Raw genomic sequence first — 13344 nt, 5'->3', positions numbered from 1 at the left:
GCTACCATACCGTAGTCAGGGGTAACCTCCTAGGGGACGAATCGTCACCGTGACGGGACCCGACACCGGACCCGACAACGAGCCCTGACAACAGGAACTGACACCGGGACCTGAAGCGCTATAGGGACACGAAGAACAGGGCGAGCGCCATCACCACACCGGAGCCGAGGAAGGTCACCGAAGTGTAGCCGAGGATGTCGCGCATCTTCAGTCCCGCGATCGCGAGCACCGGCAGCGCCCAGAAGGGCTGGAGCATATTCGTCCACTGGTCGCCGTAGGACACGGCCATGATCGCAACGGACGGATCGACGCCCAGCTGATTCGCCGCATCGAGCATGATCGGCCCCTGCACCGCGAACTGTCCTCCGCCGGAGGGGACGAAGAAGTTGACGAGACCGGCCGAGATGAGCGCGAGCACCCCGAAGGTGGTCGGATTCGCGATCGACACGAGGGCATCGGAGAAGACCTGGATGAGACCCGTCGCGGACATGATGCCGAGGATCCCGGCGTAGAGCGGGAATTGGAGCAGGATCTCGCCGACGTTCGAGGCGGCCCCCTTCGTCAGGTGAATGAGCTCGAAGGGGTTGCGGACGAGAAGGAAGATCAGGGCGAGGAACGACCAGTTGACGATGTCGAGGGTCAGCCCTCCGCCCTGCGCGAAGTGGATGACGAGGTAGACGACGAGAGCGAGCCCGACGATGAGAGTGAGTATCCGAGAGGCATCGATGCGGTCGGCAGGGGTGACGACCTCCTCGTCGACGGTGCTCCGGGATTCGGAGTCGACCGATTGGGGCAACTCGTAGACCGGGGCATCCTGCTTCGGGGCGATGAGGAAGATGAGCAGTCCGCAGACGATGATGACGCCGAGGACGGCGAGCATGTTCCAGGCGGAGAAGATCGTCTCGCTCACGGGCACGACCTGACCGCCGAGGGATTCGGCGAGGAAGGAATCAGGAGTGGCCGCGGTGAGCGGCCCCGATCCCGAATAGCCCATATGCCAGACGACGAAGCCCGAGTAGCCGGAGGCGACGAGCAGCGGGAAGTGGACCTTGAGTCCGCGGCTGCGGGCCTGAACGGCGATCTCCCGCGCCAGCAGCGCCCCGACAACCAGACCCAGGCCCCAGGTGATGAGGCTGGCGATCGCGGCGACGAGGAAGACGAAGACATAGGCGAAGGCCGGGCTGCCGGGCACTCGAGCCAGTCGGGAGAGCAGCTTCTGCACCGGGCCGGTGTTGGCGAGGATGTGGCCGAGGAGGAGGATGAGGCACATCTGCGTCATGAACTCGAGGAGTCCCGCCAGTCCCTCGCCCCAGCCGGTGACCACCTCGGCGGGGCCGGCCCCGGTGAGGATGAAGGCGAGGACGGCGACGATGAGGGTGAGCACGATGGCAAACGTCAGCGCCGACGGTATCCACTGCTCGAGGAAGCGGTTGATGGGACGCATGAAACCCTTCGAGGCTGCAGCGTTGACGTGGGTCGACGGCTTCGGTGCCGACATGAGGACCTCCTGCTGAGAAAAACCTGTGTGTTCCCAGCATACAATCGCCGGCGCCGACCGCATGGTGCGGTCGACGCCGGCGAACTGCCCGGTCAGAGGGCGATGACGATCAGGCTTCTGACCTGTAGACGAGCTGCTTGTTGACGAACTCGTCCATGGCCAGCGGTCCGAGCTCCCGGCCGACGCCGGAGCGCTTGACTCCGCCGAAGGGCAGGAACTCGCGTGAGCCCTCGGGGGAATTGAGGAAGACCATGCCCGAGTCGATCTGGGAGCCCACGCGCTCGGCGCGCTCGATGTCATCGGAGAACACCGCGGCACCGAGACCGAACGGAGTGTCGTTGGCCAGTTCCACGGCCTCCTCCTCGCTGCCGACCCTGTAGACGATGACGGCAGGGCCGAACAGCTCTTCGTAGTAGCCGCGCATGCCCTTCTTCACATCCGTGAGCACCACGGGTTCGACAAAGGCGCCGCCGCCGTCGTACTTCTTACCGCCGGCGAGCAGGGTGGCACCGCCGCTGACGGTGTCCTGGACCTGCTCGACGAACCGGTCGGCCGCCGCCACTGAGGACAGCGGGGAGAGGCGGGAGCCCTCCTGACCCGGGGTCTCCGGGGTGATCGTCTTGGCCGCCTCGGTGATGGAGGAGACGAAGTCCTCGTAGAGGTCGTCCATGACGATCATCCGCTTCGGCGAGTTGCAGGCCTGGCCGGTGTTGCCCATGCGGGTGTTGAAGAAGGTCTTCGCGGACTCCTTGACGTCCGCCGAGTCCAGCAGGATGTAGGGATCGGATCCGCCGAGCTCGAGGACGACCTTCTTGAGGTTCTTGCCCGCCTCCGCGGCCACGGCCGCACCGGCCCGCTCGGACCCGGTCAGGGACACACCGTGGTTGCGGGGGTCGGGCAGGATGAGGTCGGCGACCTGCTCGTTGCTCGCGTAGATGTTGATGTACGCACCCTCGGGCAGCCCGGCCTCGATGAAGATCTCCTCCATGATCTGGGCCGAGCGCGGGCACTGCGGAGCATGCTTGAGCAGGATCGTGTTGCCGAGTGCGAGGTTGGGCGCGGCGAACCTGGCCACCTGGTAGTACGGGAAGTTCCAGGGCATGATGCCCAGCAGCGAACCGACCGGCTTGCGACGGATCATCGCGGTCGCGTTCTCGGGTCCGCGCAGGGGCTCATCGGCCATGAACGCCTCGGCGTTGTCGGCGAAGTACTTGTAGATCGCCGAGCTCAGGCCGACCTCGCCCTTGCCCTCGGGAACGGACTTGCCCATCTCGAGCTGGATCACCGAGGCGAGCTCCTCGGCGCGTTCGGCGTATATCTCGGAGACCTTCGTGAGGATGGCGGCACGCTCAGCAACCGTCGTCCGACTCCAATCCGTGAAGGTCGTGGCCGAGCGGTCGAGGGCGGCGAGGATCTCCGAATCCGTGGCGGTCGGAAACTCCTCGGCCACCTCTCCGGTCGCCGGGTTGGTCACGCGATACATGGTTGACATGTCGAACCTCTCTGTCGGGGTTGTCGAGCCCGGGCCGAACACCCGGTTCACTCTTACGCTATGACCCATCCACCTCGGCGGCAATCCGTCGACGCCGATATTGAGCACTTCCCCAGGTCGCCGAGGTGGGGCTCAGCCGGTGACGCCGGTGACCTCATCGGTGGGGTGCGGGAGTTCCGCGGTCTTCTCCACCTTCCCGGTGCCGAGATCGACGATGTGGAGCTCGGACTTATCCGGGTCGCTGACGTAGGCCTTCTGACCCTGAACGAACAGGGTCGGGCGGGCCTGCTGCCAATCGACGGGCTCCTCCCATTCGTCAATGACCGGGTACTCCTCGTCGATGTCGCCGGAATCCGGGTCGACGACTTTGAGTGTGCCGTCGGTGCCGAGGACGAGGGCCTCACCATCGGGTCCGCGGCCCAGTGAGCGGAAGCTGTAGGAGGAACCGAGGTCGACGAGCTGCATCGTGCCCGCCGCGGTATCGGTGAGGCTGATGCGGCTCGGTCGTTCGAGTTCGGCGTCCTCGTCGACCTTGTAGTCGCCGAGGACGACCGGGGACTCATCGCTGCCGGCCTGGTTGCCGATGCGACCGTAGTCGTCCTCGGCGTCGACTTTGCTGAACTTCCCGTCTGTGTAGAGGAGGATCCCGTCCTCGCAGCCGAGCGCGATGGCCTCGCCCTCGGCGGCGGCCTCACCGTGGACGCCGGGGCAGTCCTCGCTGCGAGCGATCTCCTTGCCCTCGGCGTCGACGACCTTCGCCCCGGAGCGCTCCTCCTCGGTGCCGATGGTGTGGAGGATCGACCCGTCCTCGAGTTTCACCGCGACTCCGTGGTGCGGTTCCTCGGCCTGGCTGACCTGCGGGTCCGGTGCGCCCCCGGCGAAGGACTCGGTGTCGAAGGTCTGGATCTTCCCGTCGCCGTCGCCGAAGAGCACCGTCGATCCGCCGTGGCGCACGACGTGGCCCGGGGTGTCGGTCTCGAAGACCGTGTCGGTCAGGGCGGGAGCGGAGGCGTAGCTGTGCGCGTGATCGCCGTGCTGCTCGCTCCAGGTCCCGGCATCGAAGAGTCGGAAACCTTCGGCCACGGAGACCATGACATGGCGGGAGTCGCCGACGGGATTGACCCGGTTGAAGCCCTCGAGCTTCGTGTCGTCGATGACCTCGAGGGTCTGCGCATCGAGCGTCATGATCCCTCCGTCATAGGTCGTGACCAGGCGCGGGGCTGGTGCGTCGAGCTCCTCGGCATCCTCGGCCGCAGTCTCCCCGGACTCCCCGTGTCCGGCATTCTCAAGGTCGGCCTCGTCACTGCTCGTCGAGCAGCCGGCCAGCAGCAGGACCGCGGCGAGGGCCGCGGATGCTGAGCCGATGATTGTGCGCTGTGTTCTCATCTCTTCTCTCTTCTTCTCTGTGGTGGTTCTCGTGTGGTGGTTGTCGTGGCGTCAGTTCGCCGGGTTCAGTCCCGCGGCGATGGCCTCGGCGTTGGATCTCTGCATGTCGATGTAGGTGGCGGCATCTCCCTCGGCCTCGGTCAGCGATTCCGAGAACAGGGGCACCACCTCGACCTCGGTGTCGACCTCACCGGAGAGCGCCTCGGCGAGTTTCTGCGGTTGGGAAGAGTCGGCGAAGATCGTCGGCACACCGGCCTCCTCGACCGTGCGGGCGAGCTCCTCGAGGTCGGCGGCCGAGGGCGAGGCGAGCGTGGTCCCGCTCGGGAGCACCGCTCCGATGACCTCGAAGTCGAAGCGCTCGGCGAAGTAGCCGAACACGTGATGGTTGGTCACGAGCTTCCGCCTCTCGGCCGGGATCGCCTCCGCGATGTCCGCGATCTCGGAATCGAGGTCCTCGAGCCGGTCACGGTAGGTCTCGGCCGAGCCTGCGACCGCCTCGGCGACCCCGGTCTCGACCTGATCGGCGAGGGTGTCCTCGATGACGTCGACGGCCGCGACCATCCGCGCCGGATCCGTCCAGAAGTGCGGATCGGCCTGACCCGAGCTCTCCCCGCCCGTGTACTCGAGCGGGTCGATGTGCTCACCGACCTCGAGGACGGCGACCCCTTCGCTGCGGGCGTTGTCGAGGTTCGCGCGCAGCCCCTCCTCGAGCCCGAGTCCGTTGGCGACGATGAGATCCGCGGACTCCATCGCCCCAGCTTCCTGCGCGGAGATCCCGAAGGAGTGCGGGTCCGCGTTGGGCTTCATCAGCACCGTCACCTCGGCGGATTCGCCGACGACATTTCGCACCACATCGCCGAGGATGTTCGTCGTCACGACGATGCGCGCAGTCTCCTCCCCCGGCGAGCAGGCGGTGACCGTCGCTGCCGTTCCGAGGGTGAGCACGGCGGCGATGATGGGCGCGGACCGCTTCCGCCGGTGTCGCCCGGTGCCGACGGTCATCGGCCGGTGACCGCAAGCGCGGCCGGGGTTCCGCCGACGTCGAAGCTGCGCGCCTGCCGCAGTCCATCGGCCTGATCGAGTTCGAGGACCGTGCCGGTGTTCGGGTCGCTGACGTAGGTGCGCTCCCGGTCGACGACGACATCGGGACCGGTTCCGTGGCCTTGGTTCTCGGTGTTCGGAACCTCGACGAGGTTGTCCTTCGTCTCGACCTCACCGGTGTCCGGGTCGATCGCATAGGCGGTGCCTTCGGCGTCGAGGGCGACCACTGCGGAGTCGTCTCCGGCGACCGCGGCGGCGATCACCTCGGCGGCGGTGTCGATGTGGTCCCACTTTCCGGACTTCGCATCGAAGAGGCCGATGCCCTGCTCGTCGAAGGGGGCGGCGAGGAGATCGCGGCCGGCCTCGAGCGACCAGGCGCGGGAGTCCGCGGCCTCTTTCGGGTAGTCCACGAGTTCGGCGTCGAAGTCCTCATCGACCGTGATCAGGCCCTCGGTGCAGGCGAAGGCCGGGCCTTCGCGGGTCACCCCGGTGCCGTGGATCTCCTCGCAGGTCTCGTCGATGGGGGCGGACGTGCCGTGCTCGTCAAAGGCGGCGAGCGTCGAGGGCAGGTCCTCGGCCGATTCGCCGGGCAGCGTCGAGATCAGGTGGTCCTCGAACGGCACGGCCACACCATGGTGGGCCCCGGGCCGTATGGTGCCGAGCTGATTGACCGTGCCATCGCCGAGTCCGCTGCGGTCGATGAGCTTCGCCCGGCCGTCCCCGTCGAAGAAGACGGCGAGCTCGGTGCCTGCGGAGACGATGTGGCCGGGGTCGGTGCCGCTGATGGTCTCGAGTGTCGTGGGTGCTGCCCGATAGAAGTGCTTGTGGTCGCCGTGGTCGACGGTCCAGACTCCCGTGTCCACGGGGGTCACGGTGCCGGCTTCGGCGTCGCCGAGGTAGAGGTAGCGGGCATCGGCTCCGGCCAGAGTGGTCTCGGCAGAGGCCGGGACTTCGAGCACGGTCTCCTCGCTGAGCAGGTCGAGGATCGTCACCGCGCCGGTCTCCGAGTCGGAGACGGACAGGCGCAGCTGCGGTTCGCTGGCCTCCTCGGCTCCTTCGACATAGCCGTGCGGGGCCGAGGACGTGGCCTCTGCGGCCTCTGGGCTTGCAGACTCTGAGCTCGCGGACTGGCAGCCGGCAAGCAGGGCGGCGGCACCGAGCGCTGCGACGGCGGCGACAGTTCTGGTTCTCACGGCGTTGTGGTTTGTGGAGTTCTTCATGAAGACTTCCTAGTGATATTCATTCTCATTACCTCGACGATACTAGCGCATTGCCGAGTCGCTTGGCGACCAGGGCAAGAAAGAAGACGGCGACCGCAATGAGCGCGATCGTCGCCCCGGCCGAAGTCTCCGCATACCAGCTGACCAGCAGGCCCGCATAAGTCGCGAACCCGCCGAGGACGGCGGCGGCGATCATCATCGTCCCGACGCGGGCGAACAGCAGGAAGGCCGTGGCAGGCGGGCCGATGAGCAACCCGAACACGAGCAGGGTGCCGACGACCTGGAACGAGGCGACCACGGCCAGCGCCGTGAGGACGAGCATCGCGATATGCGCCCAGCCGGGCCGCATCCCCAGAGTGGCGGCCTTGCGCTCATCGAAGGCGAGCGCCAGGAAGGGCCGACGCAGCAGGACGCAGGCGAGCACGCCGAGGCCGGTCGCCGCCGCGAGGATCACCAGGTCGACCCAGCGGACGCCGAGGATATCCCCGAACAGGAAGCCGGTGAGGTCGACGGCGAAGGACTGCGAGTGAGAGACGATGACGACGCCCGAGGCGAGCATGCCGACGAAGAGCAGACCGATGCTCACGTCCTGGGACAGCTTCGACTCGCGGGCGACCCAGGTGATCCCGGCAGCCATGAGCAGGGCGCTGAGTGCGGCGCCGACCATCAGATGACCGCCGAGCAGGGCGGCGACCGCAACCCCGGGCAGCATGCCATGGGACATCGCATCCCCGAAGAAGGCGAGACCGCGCAGCACCACCCAGGTGCCGATGCAGCCGCAGAGGACGGCCGCGAGCATTCCGGCAATGAGAGCACGGAGGACGAATGAGACCTCGAAAGGGGCGATGAGGAATTCCATTTAGTTGATGATAGTCATTATCATTACTTTATGGACAATCGACACTCACCCCCACCTTCGCCCAGCCCGCCGGAATCGATCACGGTCATCGGCCTCGACTGCCATTACGGCAGACACCTCGCCGTCAAGGGCATCGACCTGATCATCCCGGCAGGAGAAGTCACCGCGCTCGTCGGTCACAACGGATCCGGCAAGTCCACGGTGCTCATGGCCCTGGCCGGCCTGCACACCCTCAGCGCAGGCACGATCACCGGGGCGCCGGAGGACGTCGCGTTCGTCCCGCAGCACAGCAGCGCTTCCGATCAGCTGCCGATCACCGTCGGAGAGACCGTCACCATGGGGCGCTGGGCGAAGACGGGCCTCTTCGGCCGACTCGATGCTGCGGATCGACAGATCGTTGATGGCTGCCTCACCCAGCTGCACATCGCCGATCTCACCGAGCGCCGCCTCGGCGACCTCTCGGGCGGACAGCGCCAGCGCACCCTGGTCGCCCAGGGTCTGGCGCAGCGGGCACCGCTGCTTCTCCTCGACGAACCCCTGGCCGGGGTCGATGCCGAGGCCGTGGGCCTCATCGGCCGGGCGATCGACGGTGCGCGTTCGGCGGGGACGACGATCGTGCTGGCCACCCATGACGAAGCCCAGGCCGCGGTTGCGGATCAGGTGATCCGCCTGCACCAAGGCACCATCACCGAGGTGCTCGCGCGATGACGAGGGCAGGAACCACTGCTACCGTGTGACCATGGCCACAGTGACTGAACTCGTGAAGCGCTACTACACCACCGTCGATGCCGGGGATGCGGATGCCACCTCGGCGCTGTTCGCCGCCGACGCCAGCTACGACCGTCCGGGATACCCGACGATGGTCGGCCTCCAGATCACCGACTTCTACCACGGCGAGCGCGTCATCGAGACCGGTGCGCATGCGCTGAACGAAGTCCTCGTCGAGGGCGACCGGGCATCGAGCCGCGGCGTGTTCACCGGTCGACTCAAGGACGGAACGGAGACCTCGGTGGGCTTCGCGGACTTCTTCCTCTTCGACACCGAGGGGCTCATCGCCGAGCGCACCACGTACTTCTACCAGGCGGCCGTGTAGGCGCACGGCCTCCTTAGCCGGTGACCCCCGGCCTCCCTAACCGGTGGTTCCTGGCCTCCCTAGCCGGCGCGCGCCTGACTAGCCGGCACTTCCCTGACTGCGTGCGTCGGACTGTCTGCGCGCCTCGAGCACGGCACGCTGGACCCGGTCGCGCTCCGCGGCCGCCGCGGGGGTCGGATGCGGACCGTAGGCCTGCTCAACCTGGGCGAAGACCTCGCCCATGGCTGATGGGTCGACGTCGACCGGCAGATCCTCGATCGCCGCGAACGAGGGGCCGATATGGTCCATGAATCCGCGGATCCCCGCCTCTCCCCCGCCGAGGTGCATCCCTTCGAACTGGCCGATGGCTGACCACCGCAGGCCCAGCGAATTCTTCATCACCGCATCGAGATCCGCGGCGGTGACGACTCCGTTCTGGACCAAGGAGATCGCTTCCTTCATCAGTGCGTTCTGCAGCCGATTGCCGACGAAGCCGCGCACCTCCCGGCGCAGCACCACGGGTTCACGGCCGCAGGAGCGGTAGAACTCGAGCGCCCTATCCACGGTCTCGCTGCTCGTCGTCGGTGAAGGGACGACCTCGACGAGCGGCATGAGGTGCGGCGGGTTGAAGGGATGACCGACGAGGACCCGGGCGGCCGCCGCGGCGGGCAGCCGTTCTGCGATGAGGGAGGCGGGAATCGTCGACGAGGAGGTGGCGAGCACCGCTTCGGCGGGTGCGGCCGCGGCGATCCGGGCGAACAGCGCGGGTTTGGATTCGGGATCCTCGGGACCGGATTCCTGCACAAAGACTGCCTCGGCGACGGCCGCTTCAACGGTCTCGGCGATCTCGATCGATCCGATCTCCGCGGCGACCATGTCCTGGGCGGCGGCATCGGCGCTGACCTCGGCTTGGAGGGCGGTGACCACCTCGGCGAGGTCATCCCGGGGATCGAAGACGCGCACCGAATGCCCGGAGCGGGCGAAGAGGAAGGCGAAGGAGCGGCCGATGGTCCCGGCGCCGATGACTGCGACTGATGAGCTCATGCGTCCAGGTTAGTCCTGTCGCGGCCTCCCCGTGCAGGTCAGCTCGGTCAGGCACAGCGGAAAATGATGCCGGGTCTCAACCATCGGTTCCGCGCTTCGGTGGCACAATGTCCTACATGAGCGCGCGAGAAGGTTTGAGAACAGTCGACTCAGAGATCATCGCCCTGGCCGAGGACGAGTACGCGGCCGCGGCCGAGACCGCAGGGATCGAGGTCCGGGAGATCCGCACCGCCGCCGAGGCTGCCGAGGCCTCGCTGCTCCTCGATGAGGTGTGGAGTGTGGATGAGACCGGCTCGACCGTGTTCGAACCCGGGCTGATCGTCGCCTTCACCCATGCGGGCAACTATGTCTCGGCGGCCTACCGGGTCGGCGAACCCGATGAGATGATCGGCGTGACGATCGGCTTCTTCGGTCAGCCTCTGGGCACGGTCATGCATTCGCACATCGCCGGGGTCAGGCACGAGGCCATCGGGCGCGGAGCCGGGTCGGCGATGAAGCTGCATCAGAGGCTGTGGTGCCTCAACCTCGGGATCACGGAGATGACCTGGACTTTCGATCCGCTGGTCGCGCGCAATGCCTATTTCAACTTCCAGCGCCTCGGTGTCGGGATGGTCGAATACCTCGAGGACTTCTACGGACAGATGCGCGACGGCGTCAACTCCGGTCAGGCCAGCGATCGGATGATGGTGTCCTGGCCGCTCGACCGCCCGGCCCGGGTGCCCAGCGTCGACCCGGGTTCGGCCTTCGCCTGCCTGCGCGCCGATGAGGATGGGGAGCCCCTGGTCAGCGAGGTGCCGAAGGAAGCCACGCTCGTCTCCCTCGACTTCCCCTCCGACATCGAGACGCTGCGCGGCCATGATGCCGGTCTGGCCACCCGGTGGCGTCTGGCCCTGCGCGCGGCATTGGGCGGGCTGGTTGCCGACGGCTGGGTCGTCGACACCTGCCTCAAGGGCGGGACCTACCTGCTCCACCATCCCTGAGGCGGCGAAGGGAGCCGGCCTGCGGGGCCCGTCAGGCGGCGGTCGGCGTCGGTCGGCGTCAGCTGGCGGTCAGTGCCATATTTCAGCGCTCAGTCGGCGGTGAGTACCAGTGAGAATTCGACCTGCCCGGCGTCCTCGACCGAGACGAAACCGAGGTCGGGCGCCTCGACGCCGTAGTCGGACCAGGTGACATCGATCGATCCGGTGACTCCCAGCCGGTCGTCCGTCCGCGTCGCTTTCACATTCGCGGTGACATCGTTGCTGCTTCCGTTGATCTCGAGGGTTCCTGGCAGCTGCACCTCGGCGGTACCGGAGTCGGCGAGCGCGGAGAGATCGACCGGCTCCTTGAGCGTGAAGGTCGCGTCGGGGTGTTCACTCGTGTCGATGGCCTGCGACGAGAAGTAGCCGTCCCTCCGATCGTTGTCGGTGGCCACGGTGCTCAGATCGACCGTGACGGCACCGGCGCTCAGCTCCGTGCCGTCGATGGTCACCGATCCCGTGACGCCCTCGGTCCGCCCGACGACGGTGACGTCGTCACCGTTGAGGACCTCGTCGACGCGGTAGCCGGCTTCCGAACCCTCGCCGATCGTCCATTCGCCGGCGACCGCTCCCCCGGCACCGTCAGATCCGTCGGCTCCATCCGACCCGTCAGCACCAGCGCTCTCGATCTGATCGGAGAACGCTTCGGGGGCAGCAGAGTTCTCCGAGGCGGCGTACATCCTCGTGCCCACGAGAACGCCGACCACCAGCACGACGACGATGACGACGGCGAGTATCCAGGTCAGAGGGCGGGCGAGGAATGGGCGGCGAGCTTTCGGCGAGTTCGTCATCTCACCATCGTAGAAGTTTCAATTACCAAAGCGAATGGTTCGGTACTGCGGATTCCCCGGCAAACCGCTGAAAGACGGGGACCGACCGCTGAGCGGCCCGGTCCGTGGAATCGCCGACCGCGGTCCGGGGAGCCGCTGAACGGCACGGTCCGACCGCCGAGAGGAGGTCAGACCGCGCTCAGCTCACTTCGCTTCCCACTCCTTGCGCAGCAGCTTCTTGTCGAGCTTGCCCACCGAGGTGCGCGGCAGCTCGGCGACGACATTGACCTCGTCGGGCATCTGCCACTTGGCGAAACGCTCACCGAGCGTGTCGATGATCGTCTGCCGGGTCACCTCGGCGCCGTCGTTGGCCACGACATAGGCGACGGGACGCTCATCCCACTTCTCGTCGGGGACGCCGATGACCGCGGCCTCCTTGACGTCGGGATTGTCGAGCATCGCGTTCTCCATGTCGATCGACGAGATCCACTCACCGCCGGACTTGATGACGTCCTTGAGTCGGTCGGTGATCTTGAGGTAGCCGTGCTTGTCGATGACACCGACGTCGCCCGAGCGCCACCAGCCGTCGAGGAAACGGTCGGCATTGTCGGGCTGTTGGTAGTAAGACTCGGTGATCCAGGGACCGCGCATGACGATCTCACCCACAGACTTCCCGTCGCGCGGCATCTCCTCGCCCGTAGGGTCGACGACCTTGACCTCGACGCCGATGATCGGCAGCCCCTGATAGCGCTTGAGGTCCCACCTCTCGTCCTCGGACAGGTCCATTCCGGGCTTGAGCGCCCAATTGGTCGTGGCCAGCGGGGTGGTCTCGGTGGCACCGTAGCCGTGGATCACCTCGGCGCCGGTGATCTCCTTGAACCCGCGCATCATCGACAGCGGCGGCTCGGAGGATCCGGAGACCAGCCGCACACCGCTGAGGTCGGGCGGGGTCGGCATGTTCTTCATCATCTGCAGCATCGGAGTGAAGATCGCCGGCGCACCGTTGGCCAGGGTGACTCCCTCCTCGATGAAGGCCTGACCGATGGCGCCGAACTCCTCGGCGGCGAACTTGCCGGGCAGCACGAGCTTCGCACCGGCGGCCACAGCGTTCTGAGGGAAGCCCCAGGACAGGACGTGGAACATCGGGGTGATCGGCATGACGCAGTCGTCGAAGGTGGCATTGAGCGCGGCCAGTCCGCCCATCGTGTGCAGATAGATCGACCGGTGCGAGTAATAGACGCCCTTGGGACGGCCGGTGGTGCCGGTGGTGTAACCGGCGTAGGCCGCGGTCTTCTCATCGACGACCGGCCAGTCGTAGGTCTCGGGCTTGTCGGCGATGAGGTCCTCGTAGAAGACCACGTTCTCCAGCGAGGTCTCGATCTCTGCCGGGCGCTTGTCGGTCATGACGACCCAGCCCTTGACGTCGAGCTTCGGGGCGAGCGCCTCGGCGACGTGGAGCAGCGATTCGTCGACGAAGATCCAGTCCGACTTCGAGTGGCTGACCACGTAGGCGAGGTCTTCGGGTGCCAGACGGAGGTTGAGCTGGAGCATCGTCGCGGCCACGCCGGGGACGGAGAAGTAGAGCTCGAGATGGCGGCGGGAGTTCCAGTCGATGACTCCGACCATGGAGCCGGCGCCGACTCCGAGTTCGTCGAGGCCGTGGGCGAGCTGAGCCATGCGCTTGAACTCATCCGCGTAGTTCGATCGACCCCACGAGCCGTCGGAGCGACGGTAGACGACCTCCGATTCGCCGAAGACCGTGGCCGCGTGACGGATCATCGACGTGGTGTTGAGCTGGTAGCTGTCACCGAGGGTGGACGGGATGCCTGTGAGCATGAGACTCCTTTGGGTCATGGTGCCGGTGTGCGCCGGCGGTTCGTGGGGGCAGTTGTCCGTGGGGTCGAATTGCTGTGGGGCTGAATTGCTGGTGGTGCCAGACTATC

12 protein-coding genes are annotated in these 13344 nt (G+C 66.7%); 3 read left to right on the top strand and 9 right to left on the bottom strand.

The features are described 5' to 3' along the window. Positions 1-118: 118 nt before the first annotated feature. The 6 genes from CV023_RS06400 to aztB all read right to left on the bottom strand — a co-directional run bounded on the left by CV023_RS06400 (position 119) and on the right by aztB (position 7496). Entirely contained in the window at positions 119-1498 is a 1380-nt protein-coding gene (locus CV023_RS06400) for a short-chain fatty acid transporter (RefSeq protein WP_230744640.1), read from the bottom strand. Positions 1499-1607: 109 nt separating this feature from the next. Beyond that, positions 1608-2990 (bottom strand): NAD-dependent succinate-semialdehyde dehydrogenase, encoded by a 1383-nt coding sequence (locus CV023_RS06395; RefSeq protein WP_230744639.1) that lies wholly within the window; start codon positions 2988-2990, stop codon positions 1608-1610. A 132-nt stretch (positions 2991-3122) separates the two neighbouring features. After that, positions 3123-4376, bottom strand: a complete 1254-nt coding sequence (gene aztD / locus CV023_RS06390) for a zinc metallochaperone AztD (protein WP_230744638.1) — start codon at positions 4374-4376, stop codon at positions 3123-3125. 51 nt (positions 4377-4427) lie between these two features. Next, the gene (aztC, locus tag CV023_RS06385; protein ID WP_230744637.1) at positions 4428-5378 is read right to left on the bottom strand and encodes a zinc ABC transporter substrate-binding protein AztC; all 951 of its coding nucleotides are present in this window, start codon (positions 5376-5378) and stop codon (positions 4428-4430) included. Beyond that, positions 5375-6637: a hypothetical protein gene (locus tag CV023_RS06380; RefSeq protein ID WP_230744636.1), complete on the bottom strand. Its 1263-nt coding sequence runs from the start codon at positions 6635-6637 to the stop codon at positions 5375-5377. The genes aztC and CV023_RS06380 overlap by 4 nt, the downstream gene beginning before the upstream one ends. 28 nt (positions 6638-6665) lie before the next feature. After that, on the bottom strand, positions 6666-7496 hold the full coding sequence (aztB, locus tag CV023_RS06375; RefSeq protein WP_230744635.1) for a zinc ABC transporter permease AztB: 831 nt from the start codon (positions 7494-7496) through the stop codon (positions 6666-6668). Positions 7497-7526: 30 nt separating this feature from the next. Here aztB and aztA point away from each other — a divergent pair, with 30 nt between their 5' ends. Beyond that, positions 7527-8204 (top strand): zinc ABC transporter ATP-binding protein AztA, encoded by a 678-nt coding sequence (aztA, locus tag CV023_RS06370; protein WP_230744634.1) that lies wholly within the window; start codon positions 7527-7529, stop codon positions 8202-8204. Positions 8205-8235: 31 nt separating this feature from the next. After that, positions 8236-8589, top strand: a complete 354-nt coding sequence (locus tag CV023_RS06365; protein ID WP_230744633.1) for a nuclear transport factor 2 family protein — start codon at positions 8236-8238, stop codon at positions 8587-8589. 78 nt (positions 8590-8667) lie between these two features. Here the strand turns inward: CV023_RS06365 and CV023_RS06360 are convergent, their stop codons facing one another. Beyond that, positions 8668-9612 (bottom strand): 3-hydroxyacyl-CoA dehydrogenase NAD-binding domain-containing protein, encoded by a 945-nt coding sequence (locus tag CV023_RS06360; RefSeq protein WP_230744632.1) that lies wholly within the window; start codon positions 9610-9612, stop codon positions 8668-8670. A 116-nt stretch (positions 9613-9728) separates the two neighbouring features. On the opposite strand from CV023_RS06360, the gene CV023_RS06355 reads away from it, so the two are divergent. Further along, complete coding sequence (locus tag CV023_RS06355; RefSeq protein ID WP_230744631.1) at positions 9729-10592, top strand: hypothetical protein; 864 nt, start codon at positions 9729-9731, stop codon at positions 10590-10592. Between the two features lie 89 nt (positions 10593-10681). Here CV023_RS06355 and CV023_RS06350 read toward each other — a convergent pair whose 3' ends face one another. Together CV023_RS06350 and CV023_RS06345 are read right to left on the bottom strand one after the other, a co-directional pair. Then, positions 10682-11422: a YceI family protein gene (locus tag CV023_RS06350; protein WP_230744630.1), complete on the bottom strand. Its 741-nt coding sequence runs from the start codon at positions 11420-11422 to the stop codon at positions 10682-10684. A gap of 183 nt (positions 11423-11605) precedes the next feature. Further along, positions 11606-13237, bottom strand: a complete 1632-nt coding sequence (locus CV023_RS06345; RefSeq protein WP_230744629.1) for a long-chain-fatty-acid--CoA ligase — start codon at positions 13235-13237, stop codon at positions 11606-11608. Between the last annotated feature and the right edge of the window lie 107 nt (positions 13238-13344).

This window comes from Brevibacterium sp. CCUG 69071 (assembly GCF_021023135.1).
In the GTDB taxonomy this organism is placed as follows: domain Bacteria; phylum Actinomycetota; class Actinomycetes; order Actinomycetales; family Brevibacteriaceae; genus Brevibacterium.
The sequence above is the reverse complement of the archived record's forward strand: the minus strand, read 5'-3'. Positions and strand labels throughout refer to the sequence as shown.

Bases quoted from the DNA above. Each gene is read 5' to 3' on its own strand.
- CV023_RS06400 (WP_230744640.1), bottom strand. From the start codon at position 1,498: ATGTCGGCACCGAAGCCGTCGACCCACGTCAACGCTGCAGCCTCGAAG.
- CV023_RS06395 (WP_230744639.1), bottom strand. From the start codon at position 2,990: ATGTCAACCATGTATCGCGTGACCAACCCGGCGACCGGAGAGGTGGCC.
- aztD (WP_230744638.1), bottom strand. From the start codon at position 4,376: ATGAGAACACAGCGCACAATCATCGGCTCAGCATCCGCGGCCCTCGCC.
- aztC (WP_230744637.1), bottom strand. From the start codon at position 5,378: ATGACCGTCGGCACCGGGCGACACCGGCGGAAGCGGTCCGCGCCCATC.
- CV023_RS06380 (WP_230744636.1), bottom strand. From the start codon at position 6,637: ATGAAGAACTCCACAAACCACAACGCCGTGAGAACCAGAACTGTCGCC.
- aztB (WP_230744635.1), bottom strand. From the start codon at position 7,496: ATGGAATTCCTCATCGCCCCTTTCGAGGTCTCATTCGTCCTCCGTGCT.
- aztA (WP_230744634.1), top strand. From the start codon at position 7,527: ATGGACAATCGACACTCACCCCCACCTTCGCCCAGCCCGCCGGAATCG.
- CV023_RS06365 (WP_230744633.1), top strand. From the start codon at position 8,236: ATGGCCACAGTGACTGAACTCGTGAAGCGCTACTACACCACCGTCGAT.
- CV023_RS06360 (WP_230744632.1), bottom strand. From the start codon at position 9,612: ATGAGCTCATCAGTCGCAGTCATCGGCGCCGGGACCATCGGCCGCTCC.
- CV023_RS06355 (WP_230744631.1), top strand. From the start codon at position 9,729: ATGAGCGCGCGAGAAGGTTTGAGAACAGTCGACTCAGAGATCATCGCC.
- CV023_RS06350 (WP_230744630.1), bottom strand. From the start codon at position 11,422: ATGACGAACTCGCCGAAAGCTCGCCGCCCATTCCTCGCCCGCCCTCTG.
- CV023_RS06345 (WP_230744629.1), bottom strand. From the start codon at position 13,237: ATGCTCACAGGCATCCCGTCCACCCTCGGTGACAGCTACCAGCTCAAC.